This window comes from Streptomyces sp. NPDC002386 (genome assembly GCF_053593175.1).
The window spans coordinates 177,252-194,329 of sequence record NZ_JBSFBX010000011.1; the positions used below are offsets into that span (position 1 = coordinate 177,252).

The window sequence follows — 17,078 nt, forward strand, 5'->3', positions numbered from 1 at the left end:
GGCCGGACCACGACGGGTGATCACGGCCGGGCACCAGGGTACCGCCGGGTCACCCGGTGGCCGGTGCCGCGCAGACGGCGACGCCCGGCTCCCAGAAGCTGCCGAGGACCAGCAGACCGGCGCTCACGCAGACGCTGGTGACCATGCGGTAGCGGGAACGGTGGCGGCTCAGGTGGTGCACGGTGCGGCCGCGGTCGTCGACCGCCACCACGCCGATCGTGCCGCCCGGACGGAACGGGGCGCGGACGGCCGCCCGGGCGGCGGCCCGGCGGGCGCCGGGCGGGGTGCGGTGCAGCAGGCCGAGCGGAGGCACGCGGGGTCCGGCGAGGGCCACCCAGACCGGGCCGTCCGGGCTCTCGCGCCACATGTTGTCGGGCATGCCCGGCAGGTCCGCGAAGTGGTCGGACCGGCCGGCGCGCGGTCCGGTGAGGTGGTAGCGGGTGAGCCGGCAGGCGCCGGTCTCGGCGATCACCAGGAAAGTGCCGTCACCGCTCAGGGCGAGACCGTTGGCGAACTGGAGGCCGTCCAGCAGCACCTCGGGGGTGCCGCCGCCGGGCGGAAGGCGGAGCAGCCGACCGGTGCCGGTGTGCTCCACGATGTCGCCGATCCACTGCTCCAGGGGGTAGCGGCGGCTGGAGACGGTGAAGCACACGCTGCCGTCGTCCAGCGCGACGGCGTTGCTGCACACCCGCAGCCGCTCCCCCGCCACCGAGTCCGCCAGGACCCGCACGGCGCCGTCGGGGTCGACCCGGAGCAGGCCGCGTTCCGCGTCGCAGACCAGCAGGCCGCCGTCGGCCAGCGGTTCCAGACCGAGCGGGCGGCCGCCGGTGTCGGCCAGTGTCTCGACCCGGACCGCGCGCGGATCGGCGAGGTGACGGATGCGCAGGACGCGTCCGTCCGCGGTCCCGGTCAGGACGTGACCCTCGGCGTCGGTCACCACGTCCTCCGGGCCGCGGCCGCCGAGGCGCACGTAGTGGAGTGGGACGAGTGCCCTGGTCATACATGTTCACCAGCCCTTCTCGAACATGCGGGCCACCTCGGCGATGCGGATCTCGTCACGCCGGTAGTGGGTGCGGCACCGGATGCGCCGGGTGCGGAGCAGGCCCAGGCGGGTCAGCAGGTCGAGGTGGGCGGCGGCCGTCCGGCGGGGCACACCCAGCTTCGCGGCCACGGCCCACGCGGTGACGCCCGTCTCGGCCGGGTCGCCGCTCCCGCGCCCGGCCGGGAAGTGCGCCGCCGGGTCCTTGAGCCAGTCAAGGATGGTCTGCCGTACACGGCCCGAGGGAGTTCCCGTCATCCGTCCCGCCTCCGTCCCCGGCCTCCTCGTGCGCGGTGTTCCCACTCTGGCGCAGCCGGACGCGTCCCGTACAAGACTCGTCGCCCCTTGACCGGTACCGAACGGCCATTGCCGCGTGAGGAATTCACGGGCAGGGCACGGAACCCGGCCGTCCGCCCACGGCCGGGTCCCCTCCGGGGCGGTTCAGCGTTGGCCGGACCGGGCCGTCGGCCACTCCCCCGTGGCAACCGCGGCGACCCCGGCGCTCACCACCGTCCGTCGGCCGGGTGACCGGATCGGCGGCGGGACGGTACGGAGTGCGTGCGCCGGGCCGCTCGCCCGGGTGGGCGGCTGGGGCCCGGCCGCGATGGTCCTCCCGACGGAACCGGTCCGCCGCGAGTCGGCCCGAGCCGCGCCGGCGGTGCCCGGGGCCGGGCCGGCGCAACCGGTCAGGATCGGAGAAGCGGCGGCGGGCCCGCCCGGCCTAGCGTGGAGTCACCGGCGGGGAGCCGTCGGGACACCGACCTCCGAGGAGTGAGTTCCATGACCGCCGGCGCGCAGACGATCATCTACCCCGTCAAGGACCTGGAGAAGGCGAAGGCTCTGTTCGCGGCGCTGCTGGGTGTCGAGCCGTACGCGGACGAGCCGTACTACGTCGGTTTCAAGGCCGCCGGGCAGGACGTCGGTCTCGATCCGAGCGGGCACGCCAAGGGCATGACCGGGCCGGTCCCCTACTGGCACGTCACCGATCTGCGGGAGCGGCTGGCCGCACTGGTGGCGGCGGGCGCCGAGCCGGTGCAGGACGCGCAGGACGTCGGCGGCGGCCGGCTGATCGCGTTCGTCAGGGACGCCGACGGCAACCTGGTGGGCCTCCTCCAGGACCCGGCCGCCTGAGCCGTCACGGGCCCCGGCATCCGCACTAGTTGCACACTCAACGATTGGCCGGAACGGTGCTACGGTGCGGGTATGGCAGTCAAGACGGCCGATGCCCGGCTCGAGGAGCGGTGGCGGGACATCCTCACCGTGCACGCGCGCACGATGTGCGAGATCGACCGTGCCCTGCATCCGCACGGGCTCGGCGCCAGCGACTTCGAGGTGCTGGACATCCTGGCCGCCGAGTCACCCGCGCAGGGCGACCAGTGCCGGGTGCAGAACCTGGTCGGGCGGGTCCATCTCAGCCAGAGCGCGCTGTCCCGGCTGATCGGCCGGCTGGAGAAGGACGGCCTGGTCGAACGCTCGGTGTGCGCGGAGGACCGGCGCGGGGTGTGGGTCGCGCTGACCCCGAGGGGCCGTGATCTGCACGCCGAGGTACTGCCGCTGCAGCGGGCCGTGCTGGAGCGGATGCTGGCCGAACGGGCCGGATGACCCGGAGCGGCCCGCGGGGCACCGTCGCGGGCCCCGCGGTTCCGCCGCGCGTACGGGCCGCTCAGCGGGCCAGCAGGGTGCGCACCCCCTGTGAGGTCAGCGTCAGCCCGTGGGCGGAGCTGCCGTCGATGGCGAGGGAGAGGTCCTCCTCGGGCCACTGGGAGGCCAGGGCTCCGAGCGGTATCAGGCGGTAGCGGGAGATGAACGGCAGCAGCTCGGCCATCGTCCCCTCCGAGGTGAAGACCGGGACGACCGGATCGCCGTCGGCCTGTTCGAGGATGGGCAGCGCGACGGTGGAGGAGTCGGCGCCCTCCCCGTCCACCGCCTCGTCCGGCACGGGGACGAGCACCTCGCTGTGGGCGAGGGTGTCCAGGGCGATCTGATCCTCGGCGTTCACGGCCAGCGCGTCGAGCGCCTGCTGGGCCGGCGTGGGCAGATTGTCGTCGTGAGCGGGTGTCTCCATGGCAGATCCCCAGGTAGCGGCGGTACGGGCACACGGCCGGGGGGCCCGGGCGTGCTCCCGCCTCGCGTACCCGGTTCGGATTCGGGCCATGCGTGCGGATTCCGGGGAGGAGCGGCGGCCGACCGGTGAGAACGGGCCGGACGGCGGCGGACGGGCCGGACGGCGGCGGAGCGCACGTGTCCGCCGGGGGGGGACGCTCGGGCGGGACCCGTGGGGCGTCAACCAGGCCTCGCGACGTGATCCCGGCGGGCGCGTTCGGGGCCCGGCCGATCGGCGGCGGCGGCCGGCCGGCCGGCCGCGGGGGGCTCAGCGGCCGAACTCCTCCTGGATCGGCGTCCTCGGCTCCTCGCGCAGATGCCGGGACAGTCCGGGCCTGCCGCCCTCGCGTGCCCGTGCGATCCGCCGCGCGGTGGCGGGGTCGGGGTCCGCGGCGGGGTCCACCCGGACCGACCTGGCGACCTCCTCGCGGTCGGCGTACCGATCGGGCGGCATGCCGCGCAGCGCCCGCAGCACCTCTTCCGGTGCGTTGGCGTCCCGGGCCGCCGCCACCAGCCGGTCCCTCCCGGCGGGGAAGCCGACGCCCCTGATCGCGGCCAGCACGTCGGGAACGGTGGTGCGTGCACGTGTCATGGGGTCTCCTCCTTCGGGTCTCCTCCGCTCGTCGCGAGTTCCGCCCGCCGGCCTGTCGCGCCCGCCGGCCTGTCGCGCCCGCCGGCCTGTCGCGCCCGCCGGCCTGTGGCGCCCGCCGGCGCGTGCCGCTCCCCGGCGAGGTCTGCTCGCCGGTGGGCGCCCCTGTCGTCACTCGCCGCCGGCGGAGGCGTCGCGGCCGTCGTCCTCGTCGTCCCGCTCGCCCTCGGCCTGCGAGGGGGTGGTGCGCGGCGGTTCGGCCCTCGTCACGTCGTCGTCGCGTTCGCCCTCGGCCTGCGAGGGGGTCTGTTCGGTCATGCCGGTACCTCCACACCTGTCGCATGCCGGTGCGACGTCTCCGAGTACCCGCGGGCACCGGATCCCATGACGGCAGGAATCGGCAGGAATCCGTCACCGGTCGAGGGCGCGCTCCCTGATCAGGCCGGGGTTCGGGACCGTCTCGCGCGCCGTCCGCGTCCGCCTGCCCGCCGACGAGGCGACGGAAGAGGCCGTCGGCCGGCCGGTCGACCGGCCCCGGGCCCGGCTCTCCGACATCTCCCGCGAGGCGCGGGCCGCGCGGTGTCCCGGCCGCCGACCGGGCTCAGTCCCCGTCGCGCGTTGCCGCCCGGAGCCTCTCGAACGCGGTGGGGCGTGGCCGGTCCCGCAGGAAGCCGGCGATGCGCAGCGCGCATTCCCGGGGGGACAGCACGCTGGTGTCCACCTCGACGTCGTGCGGCCCGTGCGCGTGGACGTGCTCGTACTGCAGGGCTGCCAGTCCCGGCTGCCGGTCGCCCCGGGCACGCTCCCGGCGCTCCAGTTCGGGCAGGGGGCAGCGGACGGCGACCAGGCAGGTGTCCCCGGGCTCCAGGAGGCCGAGCAGGTCGAGCAGGCGCCAGTGGCGGCTGAGCGGGTGGTCCACGACGAGGTTGTTGCCGCCCGCCGCCATCCCGGCGACCGCGCGGTGGAAGCCCTTGACGGTGCGGTCGATCTCGGCCGGGAGGTCCGCGCCGGCGAGCGGCCGCCCGCCGCGCATGGAGTGGAAGGTGTCGACGGGCATGTGGAACCAGGTGCCGTCGAGCACTTCCAGCAGCGCGCGGGCGATGCTCGACTTGCCCGAGCTGGACGTGCCGTTGAGCAGGACGACCGTGCCCCCGGCCGGTGTGCCGGGGATGCGTGCGTGGTCCGGGTCGGCCGGGTGCGGAGCCGCTTCGGTCGCCATGGGTCGTCCTTCCGTCGGCGAGGGCCCTGGGCCGGGCGGGGCGCCGTGATCATCGCATCCCGGCGCGTACGACGGCACGAGTGGTGGCGGGGGCGGGGCCCGCGGGAGGGGTGGGACCGGGCGCGGCTCGCCGCGACGGCCTGCGGTGGCCTAGTCTGCTGCGCTGGTGACGGCCCGGGCAAGGGGGCCGGTTCTTTGGGGGTTGGTGGCATGGTCGCTGGTCGGGTGGTGCGGTTCGACGGATCCCGGGGGTACGGGTTCATCGCTCCGGAGGACGGCACCGAGGACGTCTTCCTGCACGTGAACGATCTGCTCATTCCCGAGCAGCAGCTGCGTCCGGGGCTCGTGGTGGAGTTCGAGGTCGAGGAGGGCGACCGGGGTCCGAAGGCCTCGTCGGTGAAGCTGCCGGCGGCGTCCGCCGGCCGGCCGGCGGCACCGGCCGGGGGCGGCGGCGCGGTGCCCTTCCCGGCCACCCCCAGGCATCCGGACGCCAGGCACCCGGACGGCGACGACCCGCTGTGCGACGTCCTCACCCCGGACGAGTACCTCCACGAGGTCACCGAGATCCTGCTGGCCACCGCGCCGTCCCTGACCGGGGAGCAGATCCTTCAGGTCCGGCTCGGGCTGCTGCGGTTCGGCAGGAACCACGGGTGGACCGAGGACTGAGACACCGGGTCCCGTCGGGCGCCGTCGCGACGACGGTCTCCGAGCCGGCGAACGCGGCGGCGCAGGTCGTCACGAGCGCGCCGGTGACGTCGAGTCGGCGTCCGGCCGCTCGGGCTCGTCGCGGAATGACTCGCACGCTCGTGGAGGGCGTCCGCCACCGCGGGAGGCGGGGCGCCCTCGGCGCGAGCGGCTCGCAGGGTTCCCGTACGGTCCCGGCGGACCTCACACGCGGTGCGGGACGACGGCGACCGGGCACCGCGCGTGGTGCAGCAGGGTGTGGGCGGTCCTGCCGAGCTGCAGGCCGAGGTGGCCCTCGCGCCGCACGGCGCCGACGACGATCAGATCGGCCTCGGCGGACGCCTCCAGCAGGACCCGGTGGGCGGGGCCCTCGGCCGGCCGGCGCTCGATCTCCAGTCCGGGGTGCTCCCGTTCGGTCTCCCTCAGGGCGTCCTCGAGGCCGGCCAGGGCCCGTTCCTCGCGGGACCGGGCCGCGTCGTCGGCGATCATCATGTGGTCCACCGGCTGCTGTGCCGGGGTGCGCCAGGCCCGGACGGCCGTCAGGGCACAGCCCCGCGCCTCCGCCTCGCGGGCGGCGAACCGCAGGGCGTCGGCGCTGCCCGCCGACTCGCCCACTCCGGCCACGATGCGGCCCAGCGACCCGGCGACGTTCCGTTCCGCCCCCCGGACCACGACGACCGGGCACTCCGCGCGCGCCGCCACCGCGAGGCTCACCGACCCCAGCAGCAGACCGGCGATCGCGCCTCGCCCGCGTACGCCGGTGACCAGGGCCGAGGCCGTGGGTGCCGCCGCCAGCAGCACCGCCACCGGGTCGGCGGGCAGCACATCGCCGGACACCTTCACCTCCGGTTCGCGCGCGCGGACGCGTTCCGCGCCGGAGGCGACGATGTGCTGGGCCATGACCTCCTCGGCGGGCCGGCCGGTGCCGAAGGACGGCCGGGCGCCCTCGTAGCGCTCCCACAGGGACGCGTGGACCAGGCGCAGTGGCAGCCCGTGCCGCGCCGCCTCGGCCGCCGCCCAGTCGACCGCGAGCAGACTGGGGTCCGAGCCGTCGACGCCCACGACCAGCGGGAGTTCCATCGTCGCCATCGCCTTCTCCGTCCGGTTGCCGCACCCCCCTGCCGTAACCCCCTTCGCTCCCCCGCGTGCCGTCGCGCGGTCGCCGCGGCCCCGGTCAGGGGCCCGGGCTGATGCGGCGGCCGGTGAGGCGGGTGGGCCGGATCGACACCCACATCTCGCGTTCGCCGCCCGCCCACGGCTCGCCGTACGCGCCCCCGGCGAGCCGCCGGGCGGCGTCCGGGTCCGTGACGGCACGCGCGGTGCCCACGGCTAGCACGCTCCAGCCCTGGCTGAGCGGCTCGTCCAGGTGGTCCACCTCGAAGGCGACCTCCGTGCCCACGGCCGCCGCGGGCAGCGAGCCCGGCGCGGTCCGGAAGGCGATCGTGTCGCCGAGGATCTCGTAGTTGACCGGCACGACCGCGGGCGACCCGTCGGGCCCCGTCACCGCGACGCGGCCGACGCCGTGCGTGGACAGCAGGGCGCGGCACTCGTCCGGGCCGAGGTCGCGCAGGCGCGGGTGGAGCAGCGCGTGGCCCTGCCCGGGCGGCCGGTCGGCGCCTCCGCCGCGCAGCGCGGCGACGGTCGTGCCGAGCGCGTCGGCCAGCCTGACGAGGGTGGCGAGCGTCGGGTCCGCGGGGTGTTCCTCCAGGTAGGCCAGGTAGTCGGGCGACATGCGGGCGCGGCCCGCCGTCTCCTCCCGGGTGAGCCCGCGCCGCCGGCGCTCCACCGCCACCCGCCGGCCGATGTCGCCGCCTCCTGGGGCGCCGAACGCCGGGACGGCGGCGCCGGACGCCGCCGGGGCCGCGTGACCGGACTGGGGCGCGCCGTGTGCGATGTGGCGGATGTGCGCGTCGGGCCCGGGGAACACCAGCGACACCTGGTCCGTGTCCGACCAGCGCACGTCGTAGGGCGGTGTGCCGTCGTCGTGGTGCAGTCCGACGATCTCGCCGTCGCGCCGGGCGATGCCGGTCGCCGGGCTTTCGACGACGAGCTGGTCGCCGAGGTGAGCTCGCATGGTCGCCGCCCTCTCCTCAGAGTGATGCCGTCTTCAGGGTCCCCGGGGCCGGCCCGGGTGTCCCCATGCCCTGGATGTCCCGTTCGGCGGTCGTCAGCAGCTGCTTGGCCAGGTCGACCATGGCCCGCCCCGCCGCCAGTTCGTCGCCGATCTCCGGTACGTTCGCGTCCGCCGGGTGGCAGTGAGCCGCCCCTTCGCCGGTGAGCGCCGTGGTGCCGGTGTCCAGCACCACATGTGCCTTCGTCGTCCCCTCGTCGTCCTCGAAGAGGTGGAGGCGGACCTTCCACTCAGCCGTGTGCGACATCGCTTCTCTCCTCACCTGGATACCGGCCGGTGGGCCACCGGCCGGAGCGGCCCGTGGGCGGTGGGTCCCGCGCCGGGCGGCCGGGGACCGGCGGCGGACATCCGCTCCTCGATGCCCCGCCGGACGTCGGCGGCCAGTGCGGCGAGCCGCCCGGACACCGTGGCGCGGGGTGCGACCGGGGCGCGGACGCGGCGGGCGGCGGGCGGCAGCCCGTCCAGGTCCGCGGCGAACCGCGCCCGGCCGTCGTCGAGCGTGGCCGGCCCGCCGGTGCGCCGCCCGCCGGCCATCACGGTCTCCAGCAGCGGCGTGCCGTCGCCGGGGGGCCGCTCGTCGGCGAGGGCGATCACATCGGCGTACCCGGGGCGGCGGAACACCTGTTTGGGGCCGGGCGCCGTCACCTTCGCCGACGACAGCTTCATCACCGGTCTGCCGTCGTACTCCACCATCTTGTAGGCGGAGTCCAGATACGGCGCGTCGGCCGAGACGCCGACTCGGGTGCCGACGGCGAAGACGTCGACCGGGGCCCCGGCGCGCCTCAGGTCGTCCACCGCGTACTCGTCGAGTCCGCCGCTGGCGATGATCCGCACCTCCGGCAGGCCCGCGTCGTCCAGGAGGGCCCGGGCACGGACCGCGAGGGCCCCGAGGTCGCCGCTGTCCAGGCGTACGGCGGAGCCCGGCCCGAGGTCCAGGTCGCGCAGGACGCGGGCCGCGACGCGGACGCCGGCCTCGGTGTCGTAGGTGTCCACCAGCAGGGTCAGCGGCCCCGGGTGGGTCCGGGCGAAGGCGCGGAACGCCTCCTCCTCGCCGGGGAACGCCTCCACGTAGGAGTGGGCCATGGTGCCCACGGCGGGTGTGCCGGTGGCCGTGGCGGCTGCCACGTTGCTGGTCCCGGCGAAGCCGACCAGCGCGCCGAGCCGGGCCGCCTGGAACCCGGCCTGCGGGCCGTGGGTGCGCCGCAGGGAGAAGTCCACGACCGGGCGGCCGTCCGCCGCGAGGGCGCAGCGCGCCGCCTTCGAGGCGATCAGCGTCTGGTGGCTGAGCCGGTTCAGCACGTACGTCTCGACGAGCTGCGCCTCGGGCAGGGGCGCGGTCACCTCCAGCAGGGGTTCGCCCGCGAGCACGATCCGCCCCTCGGGCACGGCCCGTACCCGGCCGGTGAACTCCAGTCCCAGCAGGGGCCGCAGTTCGTCCGGCGGCCGGTGCAGGGCGGCGGCGAAGTCCTCGACGTCCTCGGGGCCGACGTGCAGGCCGCAGAGGTACTCCAGGGCCGACTCGAGACCGGCGGCGACCAGGAATCCCCGCTCGGGCGGCAGGTCGCGGACGAACAGGCTGAACGTCGCGGGGCCCGACATGCCCTCCCGCAGGTACGAGAGGGCCATGGTGACCTCGTACAGATCGGTGGTCGTCGCCTCCGACATCGGCGTCGCCTCCTCGGCTCCCCCCGTCGTCCCACGATCGGTCGGCGGCGGACCCCGCTCACAGGGCCGAACGGCCCTGCCGTGCCGACGTCCGGCCCCGGCGGCCGGACGGCCCCGGAGCGGCTCCCGCCGGCCGCGGGCGGGCGGGCCGGTCCCGGTCAGCTCCGGGGTACCACCGCGACCGGGCACGGCGCGTGGTGGAGCATGGCGTGGCCGATCAGGCCCAGTTGGAGGCCCGGGTGCCCGTGCCGCCGGGGCGCGCCGACGATCAGCAGGTCCGCGGCGGCCGCGGCGTCGAGCAGTTCCCGGCGGGCCGGTCCTTCGATGACCCTGCGGGTCACCGGCACGTCGCCGTAACGCTCCGTCAGTCCGCGCAGGGCGTCGTCGAGCACCTGCGCCGGCGGGCGCCGGTGTGCCTCCAGCGCCCAGGAGGGCGCCTGCGCCGTGGCGTGCGCGACGGGCGGCGCGGTCCAGGCGTGCACCACCACCAGCCCGCAGTGCCGCACCTGGGCCTCGCGGAAGGCGAAGGCCACCGCCGTGCCGCTGCCCTCGCCGTTCTCGACGCCGACGACGACGCTGCCGAACGCGGTCCGGCGGTGTTCGGCCGCGCCGCGCACCACGACGACCGGGCACTCCGCCCGGGCCGCCACGGCCAGGCCGACGGACCCCAGGAGCATCGCGTCGAGGTCACCCAGTCCCCGGGAACCGAGGACCAGCGCGAAGGCCTCGTGTCCCTTGCCGATCAGCGCGCCGGCCGGGTCGGCGTGCAGCACCTCGCCGGTCACCGGCACCGTGGGGGCGCACCGCCGGACCCGCTCCGTGGCGGCGCCGATCAGGGCGCGGGTGTCCCGGTCCCCCGGCGTCACGTGCACCAGGTGCAGCGGCACCCCGTGCCGGACCGCCTCGCCCGCGGCCCAGTCCACCGCCGCCAGGCTCGCCTCGGAGCCGTCGAGGCCGACCACCAGGGGAACCGTCACCGTCGTCGTCTCCTCTCGGCCCGGCCGTGTCCGGCCCGTGCGGTCCGGCGGACCCGGACGGCCGGGTCTCCAGCTTCGTACGGGACGGGTGCGGCCGCCACGCGGCGGCCCCGGGGCCGGCCGGTCCCCCGGCCGGGGCCGTGCGGCCCTGGTGTCCGCGTGCGGGACGAGGTGTCCTGGAGTTGAGCCGAGGGCCACGAGGAGACACGGTGAAGCGGAGCGAAACCGCGCACCGTGCAATCAGGGCCCGCGAGAAGCGGGCGGCCCCCGGCTCCACCCGTGCCGGGGCGTGCCGGGAGTTACAGCCGGCTACCCGGAGGTGTGTCATGACGAAACCGGTCGTCGTCGGAGTGGACGGATCGCCGTCGAGCCTGGACGCCGTCGAGGTCGCGGCCCGCGAGGCGGGGCTGCGCGGCGCGGAACTGCGCCTGGTGCACGCCTTCGGCTGGCCGGCGGTGCATCTGCCGCCCGGCGGGCCGCCGTGGAATCCGGCGGCGGCGGGGGCGCGCGAGATGGTGGACGGCACCCTGGTGCAGGCCGAACGGCGCGCCCGCGAGGCCGTACCGGAGCTGGCGGTCACCCGGGAAGTGGCAGCCGGTGAGCCGCTGATGGTGCTGGAGATCGAGTCGCACACCGCCTCGCTCGTCGTGGTCGGCAGCCGCGGGCTGGGCGGATTCGGCGGCCTGCTGCTCGGCTCCACCGGAGTGCACCTGTCCGCGCACGGCCGCTGTCCGGTGCTGGTGGTGCGCGGCAGGCCCGATCCGGACGGTCCCGTGCTGCTGGCGTCCGACGGCTCACCGGCGGGCGAGGCCGCCGGCGGCCTCGCCTTCGACGAGGCGTCGCTGCGCGGCGCGGACCTGGTGGCGCTGCGGGTGTGGAACACCTGGAGCGACGACGCCGGCGGCGAACCCGCCCACCCTCTGGACGTGGTGACGGACGCCGGCCGGCTGCAGGCCCTGGAGGAGCGCCTGCTGGAAGAGAGTCTGCGCCCGTGGCGGGAGCGCCGTCCGGAGGTCAGGGTGGAGCGGCGCGTGGTGCGCTCCCGGGTGCGCCCGGCGCTGATCGAGGCCAGCGGCGGTGCGCAGCTGCTCGTCGCCGGTGCCCGGGGCCGGGGCGGCTTCACCGGTCTGCTCCTGGGCTCGGTGAGTCAGGCACTGCTGCACCACGCGCACTGTCCGGTCGCCGTGGTGAGGGGCCCGGCGGAGCCTTGACCGGCGGGGCCCGGCGGAGCCTTGACCGGCGGGGCCCGGCGGAGCCCTGACCGCCGGGCCGGGCGCGATGCCCGGCAGGGCGGGTGCGGGTCAGCGCCGGGCGGGCCTGGGGGCGTCACCGGCGTCCTCGCGCAGGACGGCGAGCCGGCGGCGGTACTCCTCCTCGTCGATCTCGCCGCGGGCGAAGCGCTCGGCGAGGAGGTGCTCGGCCGCGGGGCCCGCGGGCCGCGTCCCGGTGGGCGCGCCACCCCCGCGCGGCCGGGCCAGGGCGCGGTACAGCAGCACGCCGAGGGCGACGATCAGGGCCCAGAAGAGCAGCATGCCGACGGACATGGCGAACCAGCCCCACCCGGCATCGTGGTCGTACCAGAACATCACGGCGACTCACTTCCTGGAGGGCACCGGGACGAGCGCTCCGGTGCGCGGGGTCCGACCTGTCTGTGTCCACCGTCGCCCGCGCCGGACGGCGCGTCATGAGCCGATGAGGCCCGTCCGGGGGGCCGTTGGGCCCTCGTCGGGCCTCGGGCCCCGTCCCGGCGGCGCGGTCCGGGGCCGGTCGGCCCGGCCCACGGGCCGGAGGGCACCTCCCCGGCCGCCGCCCGGCGGCGGACGCTGGACGGGTACCGGCACCGGACCGACGAGCCGAGGAGAGGCGTCATGAGCCGCTACGTGTACGACTTCCGGGACGGCGGCCGCGAACTGGCCGCCCTGCTCGGCGGCAAGGGGGCGAACCTCGCCGAGATGACCCGGCTGGGGCTCCCGGTCCCACCGGGGTTCACCGTCACCACCGACGCCTGCCGCGCCTTCCTGGCGAACGGCGAGGAGCCGGCGGGCATGTCCGCCGAGATCTCCCGGCACCTGTCCGCTCTGGAGGCGGCCACCGGGCGGCGGCTCGGGCAGCGCGACGACCCGTTGCTGGTCTCCGTGCGCTCCGGGGCGCGCTTCTCCATGCCCGGCATGATGGAGACGGTCCTCGACATCGGCCTGAACGACGACTCCGTGCTCGGCCTGGCCAAGGTCTCCGGCAGCGAACGCTTCGCCTGGGACTCCTACCGCCGGCTCGTGCAGATGTACGGCAGCACCGTGATGGGCGTCGATCCGGCCCGGTTCGACGAGGTCATGGCCCGGCTGAAGGAGGTCCGTGGGGCCCCCGACGACCTGCGTCTCGACGCGGGCGACCTCGCCCGGCTGGTGGAGACGTACAAGCAGCTGATCCGGGACGAGACCGGCCGGGACTTCCCGCAGTCCCCCGCCCAGCAGCTCCAGCAGGCGGTCCTCGCCGTGTTCCGGTCCTGGAACGCCGGGCGCGCCCGGCTGTACCGGCGGCGCGAGCACATCCCGGACGACCTGGGGACCGCGGTCACCGTGCAGCGCATGGTGTTCGGCAACCTCGGCCCGGACTCCGGCAGCGGTGTCGCCTTCACCCGCGACCCGGCCACCGGACGCCCCGGGCTGTACGGCGACTACCTGTCGAACGCCCAGGGCGAGGACGTCGTCTCCGGGGTCCGCGACGCCGTGCCGCTGGCCGAGCTCGAACCGCTGGACCCGGCGTCGTACCGCCGCCTGCGCGATCACGCGCGGACCCTGGAGCGGCACTACCGCGACCTGTGCGACATCGAGTTCACCATCGAACGCGGCACCCTGTGGATGCTGCAGACCCGGGTGGGCAAGCGCACCGCCGGCGCCGCGTTCGCCATCGCCGCCGAGCTGGTGGACGAGGGGCTCATCACGGCCGACGAGGGCCTGGCCCGGGTCGGCGGCGACGGGCTGGCACGGCTGATGTTCCCGCGCTTCGACACCTCCGCCGCCGGCACCCCGCTCACCCATGGCGTGCCGGCCTCGCCCGGCGCCGCGGTGGGCGCGGCCGTGTTCGACTCCGCGGAGGCGGTGCGGCGGGCGGCGGCCGGTGAGCGGGTGGTGCTGGTCCGGGAGGAGACCACACCGGACGACCTGCCCGGCATGGTCGCCGCGCAGGCGGTGCTCACCGGACGGGGCGGCAAGACCAGCCATGCGGCCGTCGTCGCCCGCGGCATGGGAAAGGTGTGTGTCTGCGGCGCGCAGGACATCACCGTCGACACCGGGGCGCGGCGGTTCACCACGCGGGCCGGCACCGTCGTCGAGGAGGGCACGGTCGTCTCGGTGGACGGCTCCAGCGGTGACGTGTACGCGGGCGCGGTCCCGCTCGCCGCCTCGGCCACGATGCGCTATCTGGAGACGGGCATGCAGACCGGCAGCGAGGTCGCCTCGGTCGCACGCGCTCTGGAACACGCCGACGCGGTACGGCGGCTGGAGGTGCGGGCCAACGCCGACACCCCCGAGGACGCGGCGCGGGCACGGCGGTTCGGGGCGCGGGGGATCGGCCTGTGCCGGACCGAGCACATGTTCCTCGGCGAACGGCGCAGGCTGGTCGAGGACATGATCCTCGCGTCCTCGGACGCCGCGCGGGAGCGGGCGCTGGCCGCTCTGCTGCCGCTCCAGCGGCAAGACTTCGCGGGCATCCTGGAGGCGATGGACGCACTGCCCGTCACCATTCGGCTGCTCGACCCGCCGCTGCACGAGTTCCTGCCGGACCGCACGGGTCTCGCCGTGCGCGTCGCGGCCGCCGAGGCGGCGGGCGGCCGGGCGGACGCCCGCGACGCGGAACTGCTCGCCGCGGTGAACCGGATGCACGAGGAGAACCCGATGCTCGGCCTGCGCGGCGTGCGGCTCGGTCTGGTGGTGCCCGGCCTGGTCGCCATGCAGGTGCGGGCGGTCGCCGAGGCGGTGGTGGAGCGCGTCCGCGCCGGCGGCTCGCCCCGCGCGGAGATCATGGTGCCGCTCGTCGGCGCCGTCGAGGAACTCCGGCTCGCCCGGGAGGAGGTGCGGCGGGTCCTGGACGAGGTCGGCGCGGAGACGGGCGTACCGGTCGAGTGCCCCGTCGGCACGATGATCGAGCTGCCCCGGGCCGCGCTCACCGCGGGCCGGATCGCCGCGGAGGCGGAGTTCTTCTCCTTCGGCACCAACGATCTGACCCAGACCACCTGGGGTTTCTCCCGGGACGACGTGGAGGCCGCGTTCTTCCCGGCCTACCTCGACAAGGGCGTGTTCGCCGCCTCGCCGTTCGAGACGCTGGACCGCGAGGGGGTGGGCAGGCTCGTCAGGATCGCCGTGGAGGAGGGCCGGGCCGCCCGCCCGGAGCTGCAGACCGGCGTGTGCGGCGAGCACGGCGGCGACCCGGAGTCGATCCACTTCTTCCACTCCGTGGGGCTGGACTACGTCTCCTGCTCGCCGTTCCGGGTCCCGGTGGCCCGGCTGGAGGCCGGCCGGGCGGCACTGGACGACGTCGACACCGGCGACACCCGGTGAGCCCGGCCTGCCCCGGTGGCACGACGGGGTGGGCCGGGTCCTGATGACGGCGGGCCGGGCTCTGGTCGCGGCGGACGGGCCGGGTCCTGGTCACGGCGGACGGGCCGGGTCCCGGTCGCGGCGGACGGACCGCCCTTTCTCGGGGCGGTCCGTCCGGTGTGGTCGCGGCCGGGCCGCCGTGCCGGTGCGACCCGGGCGCGCCGGTGCGACCGGCGCGCGATCGGGTCGCCGTTCGCGCGGTCGGACTCCGCTCGGGGTGCGGACGGCTTCCGCTCCGGTGCGGACGGCTCACAGGTCGCCCGGCTTCCCGTCCGGTGTGCCGCGGCTCGGCTTCGGCCGCGGCTCGGTGTCAGGAGGCTTCGGGTACGACGGCGACCGGGCAGGCCGCGTGGTGCAGGACGCCGTGCACGACCCGGCCGAGGTGCAGCCCGAAGGGGCCGTGCCGGTGCCGGGCGCCGACGACGAGCAGGCCGGCCTCGTGGGAGGCCGCGACAAGGACATCGCGGGCGTGCCCCTCGACGGCCCGGCGGGTCACCTCGAGACCGGCCGGAGCGTCGGCCAGGGCCTCCTCCACCGCCTCGGCGGCCCGCTGCTCCTCGAAGTGGGCGGGCTCACCGGTGAGCAGCGGGTGCCCGGTGGCCGCGTGCGCGGGGTGCCGCCACGCCCGTACGGCCTCCAGGGGCACTCGGCGCAGCACCGCCTCCTCGGCGGCGAAGCGGGCGGCGGCCGAGACCGTCGGCTTCTCACCGACGCCGAGGACGACGGGGCCGCGCGACGCGGAGCCGGCCCGGTTGTCGTGGCTGCCGCGCAGCACGATCACCGGGCAGTGCGCCCGCCCGGCGACCGTGAGGCTCACCGAGCCCAGGAGCGCCTCGGTCACTCCGCCTCGGCCGCGGCAGCCCAGCACCACCGCGAGGGCGGTGCGGCTCTCCCGTACCAGTCCCTCCTCCGGCTCCTCCCCCAGTACGTCGGTGTGGACCGGAACCTCGGGTCGGCGGGCCCGAGCGCGCTGCCGGGCGGTGCCGACCACGTCCTGCGCCATGACCTCCTCCTTCGGACGGTCCAGCTCCTGGGCGAGCAGCGCGCCCTCGTACCGGTCCCAGAGCGATGCGTACACCAGGCGCAGTGGCGCGCCGCGCAGGGCGGCCTCGTCGGCCGCCCAGTCGACGGCCCGCAGGCTCGGACCGGATCCGTCGACGCCGACGACGATCGGAAGCTCCATCGGGCTCTCCTAGGCTCGGGAGTCAGGTGTGCGGGACGACGGCCACGGGTGCCTCGACGTGGTGCAGCACGGCGTGGGTGACATGGCCGATACGGGCGCCGAGGGGGCCGGTGCGGACCCGACGGCCGACGACGACCAGGGCCGCGTCACGGGCGGCGCCCACGAGGACCCGGGCGGCGCTGCCGCACCGGCTCGCCTCGATGACCTGGACGTCGGGGAACTTCTGCCGCCAGGGACGCAGCAGCTCGGTCAGGACGGTGGCCTGCCCGCGCGCGTGCGAGGCGTGCTCTTCGGCGTCGCCCTGGAGCGGGTGCACTGAGCCGTGCGGCTCGTTCCAGCCGTGCACGACCCGCAGGGCGGTGTCCCGGCACGCGGCGGCGGCGAAGGCGAACTCCAGCAGCGTGTCGTCCGGGGCGCCGGTGTCGAGGCCGAGGACGACGGGCCGGAAGGGGGCGGCGGCCGACGGTACGCCCGCCGGGTCCGGCCGGTGCTCGTCGGCGGCCTGCTCGCCGGCCCGGACCAGCACCACCGGACGCTCGGCGCGGGCGATGACGGCCAGGCTGACCGAGCCGAGCAGGAACCCGCCGACGGTGCCGAGCCCGTGGGAGCCCAGGACCATCAGTTCGGCGGCGTCCGCCGCCTCGGTCAGGGCCTCGGCCGGGTCTGCCGTGAACCGGTCGGTGACCACCTCGACTCCCGGATGCCGCAGCCGGACGCCCTCGGCGGCCTCGCGCGGGAGGTCGTCGGCGGCGGGGCCGGGCTCGCGGACGTTGACGATCTTCAGCGGCAGGTGGCGCAGCCCGGCTTCGCGGGCCGCCCACTCGAGGGCGGCGCGGCTCTCGGGCGAGCCGTCGAGGCCCGCGGTGACGGTTCGGGTCATGGTCTCCACCTCC

19 protein-coding genes are annotated in these 17,078 nt (G+C 76.2%); 5 read left to right on the forward strand and 14 right to left on the reverse strand.

Going from position 1 to position 17,078, the window contains the following annotated elements; genetic code table 11:
• Positions 1–49: 49 nt before the first annotated feature.
• On the reverse strand, positions 50–1,000 hold the full coding sequence (locus ACWCPN_RS22905) for an SMP-30/gluconolactonase/LRE family protein (protein ID WP_451209104.1): 951 nt from the start codon (positions 998–1,000) through the stop codon (positions 50–52).
• Between the two features lie 6 nt (positions 1,001–1,006).
• Positions 1,007–1,297, reverse strand: a complete 291-nt coding sequence (locus ACWCPN_RS22910) for a helix-turn-helix domain-containing protein (RefSeq protein ID WP_199209467.1) — start codon at positions 1,295–1,297, stop codon at positions 1,007–1,009.
• A 522-nt stretch (positions 1,298–1,819) separates the two neighbouring features.
• Between ACWCPN_RS22910 and ACWCPN_RS22915 the strand changes: the two genes are divergently transcribed.
• Both ACWCPN_RS22915 and ACWCPN_RS22920 read left to right on the forward strand, forming a co-directional pair.
• Positions 1,820–2,170, forward strand: a complete 351-nt coding sequence (locus ACWCPN_RS22915) for a VOC family protein (protein WP_199209468.1) — start codon at positions 1,820–1,822, stop codon at positions 2,168–2,170.
• Positions 2,171–2,242: 72 nt separating this feature from the next.
• Entirely contained in the window at positions 2,243–2,641 is a 399-nt protein-coding gene (locus ACWCPN_RS22920; protein WP_365124500.1) for a MarR family winged helix-turn-helix transcriptional regulator, read from the forward strand.
• A gap of 61 nt (positions 2,642–2,702) precedes the next feature.
• Here the strand turns inward: ACWCPN_RS22920 and ACWCPN_RS22925 are convergent, their stop codons facing one another.
• The 4 genes from ACWCPN_RS22925 to ACWCPN_RS22940 form a co-directional block, all read right to left on the reverse strand.
• Positions 2,703–3,104 carry an SseB family protein gene (locus ACWCPN_RS22925; RefSeq protein ID WP_392401308.1) on the reverse strand — a complete coding sequence of 134 codons (402 nt, stop codon included), beginning with the start codon at positions 3,102–3,104 and terminating at the stop codon, positions 2,703–2,705.
• A gap of 306 nt (positions 3,105–3,410) precedes the next feature.
• Positions 3,411–3,734 carry a DUF2795 domain-containing protein gene (locus ACWCPN_RS22930; RefSeq protein WP_451209109.1) on the reverse strand — a complete coding sequence of 108 codons (324 nt, stop codon included), beginning with the start codon at positions 3,732–3,734 and terminating at the stop codon, positions 3,411–3,413.
• Between the two features lie 168 nt (positions 3,735–3,902).
• Positions 3,903–4,049, reverse strand: a complete 147-nt coding sequence (locus ACWCPN_RS22935) for a hypothetical protein (protein ID WP_451209112.1) — start codon at positions 4,047–4,049, stop codon at positions 3,903–3,905.
• Positions 4,050–4,332: 283 nt separating this feature from the next.
• Complete coding sequence (locus tag ACWCPN_RS22940; protein WP_451209114.1) at positions 4,333–4,950, reverse strand: chloramphenicol phosphotransferase CPT family protein; 618 nt, start codon at positions 4,948–4,950, stop codon at positions 4,333–4,335.
• A gap of 210 nt (positions 4,951–5,160) precedes the next feature.
• Between ACWCPN_RS22940 and ACWCPN_RS22945 the strand changes: the two genes are divergently transcribed.
• Entirely contained in the window at positions 5,161–5,616 is a 456-nt protein-coding gene (locus ACWCPN_RS22945; RefSeq protein ID WP_451209117.1) for a cold-shock protein, read from the forward strand.
• Positions 5,617–5,838: 222 nt separating this feature from the next.
• Here ACWCPN_RS22945 and ACWCPN_RS22950 read toward each other — a convergent pair whose 3' ends face one another.
• The 5 genes from ACWCPN_RS22950 to ACWCPN_RS22970 form a co-directional block, all read right to left on the reverse strand.
• Complete coding sequence (locus ACWCPN_RS22950) at positions 5,839–6,714, reverse strand: universal stress protein (protein WP_451209352.1); 876 nt, start codon at positions 6,712–6,714, stop codon at positions 5,839–5,841.
• Between the two features lie 94 nt (positions 6,715–6,808).
• Positions 6,809–7,708, reverse strand: a complete 900-nt coding sequence (locus ACWCPN_RS22955) for a pyridoxamine 5'-phosphate oxidase family protein (RefSeq protein WP_451209120.1) — start codon at positions 7,706–7,708, stop codon at positions 6,809–6,811.
• Positions 7,709–7,724: 16 nt separating this feature from the next.
• Positions 7,725–8,012 (reverse strand): DUF1876 domain-containing protein, encoded by a 288-nt coding sequence (locus ACWCPN_RS22960; protein WP_199209474.1) that lies wholly within the window; start codon positions 8,010–8,012, stop codon positions 7,725–7,727.
• An 11-nt stretch (positions 8,013–8,023) separates the two neighbouring features.
• On the reverse strand, positions 8,024–9,430 hold the full coding sequence (locus tag ACWCPN_RS22965) for a nicotinate phosphoribosyltransferase (RefSeq protein ID WP_451209123.1): 1,407 nt from the start codon (positions 9,428–9,430) through the stop codon (positions 8,024–8,026).
• A gap of 158 nt (positions 9,431–9,588) precedes the next feature.
• A complete protein-coding gene (locus tag ACWCPN_RS22970) occupies positions 9,589–10,407 on the reverse strand; it encodes a universal stress protein (RefSeq protein ID WP_451209126.1) in 819 nt (272 codons plus the stop codon).
• A 326-nt stretch (positions 10,408–10,733) separates the two neighbouring features.
• Between ACWCPN_RS22970 and ACWCPN_RS22975 the strand changes: the two genes are divergently transcribed.
• The gene (locus tag ACWCPN_RS22975) at positions 10,734–11,618 is read left to right on the forward strand and encodes a universal stress protein (protein WP_451209129.1); all 885 of its coding nucleotides are present in this window, start codon (positions 10,734–10,736) and stop codon (positions 11,616–11,618) included.
• A 90-nt stretch (positions 11,619–11,708) separates the two neighbouring features.
• On the opposite strand, the gene ACWCPN_RS22980 is transcribed toward ACWCPN_RS22975, so the two are convergent.
• Positions 11,709–11,993, reverse strand: a complete 285-nt coding sequence (locus tag ACWCPN_RS22980) for an SHOCT domain-containing protein (protein WP_392293642.1) — start codon at positions 11,991–11,993, stop codon at positions 11,709–11,711.
• A 282-nt stretch (positions 11,994–12,275) separates the two neighbouring features.
• Here ACWCPN_RS22980 and ppdK point away from each other — a divergent pair, with 282 nt between their 5' ends.
• Positions 12,276–14,963 (forward strand): pyruvate, phosphate dikinase, encoded by a 2,688-nt coding sequence (ppdK, locus tag ACWCPN_RS22985; RefSeq protein WP_451209133.1) that lies wholly within the window; start codon positions 12,276–12,278, stop codon positions 14,961–14,963.
• A gap of 349 nt (positions 14,964–15,312) precedes the next feature.
• On the opposite strand, the gene ACWCPN_RS22990 is transcribed toward ppdK, so the two are convergent.
• Positions 15,313–16,185 carry a universal stress protein gene (locus ACWCPN_RS22990; RefSeq protein WP_451209136.1) on the reverse strand — a complete coding sequence of 291 codons (873 nt, stop codon included), beginning with the start codon at positions 16,183–16,185 and terminating at the stop codon, positions 15,313–15,315.
• A gap of 22 nt (positions 16,186–16,207) precedes the next feature.
• Positions 16,208–17,065, reverse strand: coding sequence for a universal stress protein (locus ACWCPN_RS22995; protein ID WP_451209139.1), 858 nt, complete (start codon positions 17,063–17,065; stop codon positions 16,208–16,210).
• Positions 17,066–17,078 lie beyond the last annotated feature (13 nt).

Excerpts from the sequence above, each read along its gene's own strand:
- ACWCPN_RS22955 (WP_451209120.1), bottom strand. The coding sequence starts at position 7,708 with ATGCGAGCTCACCTCGGCGACCAGCTCGTCGTCGAAAGCCCGGCGACC.
- ACWCPN_RS22940 (WP_451209114.1), bottom strand. The coding sequence starts at position 4,950 with ATGGCGACCGAAGCGGCTCCGCACCCGGCCGACCCGGACCACGCACGC.
- ppdK (WP_451209133.1), top strand. The coding sequence starts at position 12,276 with ATGAGCCGCTACGTGTACGACTTCCGGGACGGCGGCCGCGAACTGGCC.
- ACWCPN_RS22975 (WP_451209129.1), top strand. The coding sequence starts at position 10,734 with ATGACGAAACCGGTCGTCGTCGGAGTGGACGGATCGCCGTCGAGCCTG.
- ACWCPN_RS22910 (WP_199209467.1), bottom strand. The coding sequence starts at position 1,297 with ATGACGGGAACTCCCTCGGGCCGTGTACGGCAGACCATCCTTGACTGG.
- ACWCPN_RS22965 (WP_451209123.1), bottom strand. The coding sequence starts at position 9,430 with ATGTCGGAGGCGACGACCACCGATCTGTACGAGGTCACCATGGCCCTC.
- ACWCPN_RS22980 (WP_392293642.1), bottom strand. The coding sequence starts at position 11,993 with ATGTTCTGGTACGACCACGATGCCGGGTGGGGCTGGTTCGCCATGTCC.
- ACWCPN_RS22925 (WP_392401308.1), bottom strand. The coding sequence starts at position 3,104 with ATGGAGACACCCGCTCACGACGACAATCTGCCCACGCCGGCCCAGCAG.
- ACWCPN_RS22950 (WP_451209352.1), bottom strand. The coding sequence starts at position 6,714 with ATGGAACTCCCGCTGGTCGTGGGCGTCGACGGCTCGGACCCCAGTCTG.
- ACWCPN_RS22945 (WP_451209117.1), top strand. The coding sequence starts at position 5,161 with ATGGTCGCTGGTCGGGTGGTGCGGTTCGACGGATCCCGGGGGTACGGG.
- ACWCPN_RS22990 (WP_451209136.1), bottom strand. The coding sequence starts at position 16,185 with ATGGAGCTTCCGATCGTCGTCGGCGTCGACGGATCCGGTCCGAGCCTG.
- ACWCPN_RS22995 (WP_451209139.1), bottom strand. The coding sequence starts at position 17,065 with ATGACCCGAACCGTCACCGCGGGCCTCGACGGCTCGCCCGAGAGCCGC.
- ACWCPN_RS22935 (WP_451209112.1), bottom strand. The coding sequence starts at position 4,049 with ATGACCGAACAGACCCCCTCGCAGGCCGAGGGCGAACGCGACGACGAC.
- ACWCPN_RS22930 (WP_451209109.1), bottom strand. The coding sequence starts at position 3,734 with ATGACACGTGCACGCACCACCGTTCCCGACGTGCTGGCCGCGATCAGG.
- ACWCPN_RS22920 (WP_365124500.1), top strand. The coding sequence starts at position 2,243 with ATGGCAGTCAAGACGGCCGATGCCCGGCTCGAGGAGCGGTGGCGGGAC.
- ACWCPN_RS22905 (WP_451209104.1), bottom strand. The coding sequence starts at position 1,000 with ATGACCAGGGCACTCGTCCCACTCCACTACGTGCGCCTCGGCGGCCGC.
- ACWCPN_RS22960 (WP_199209474.1), bottom strand. The coding sequence starts at position 8,012 with ATGTCGCACACGGCTGAGTGGAAGGTCCGCCTCCACCTCTTCGAGGAC.
- ACWCPN_RS22915 (WP_199209468.1), top strand. The coding sequence starts at position 1,820 with ATGACCGCCGGCGCGCAGACGATCATCTACCCCGTCAAGGACCTGGAG.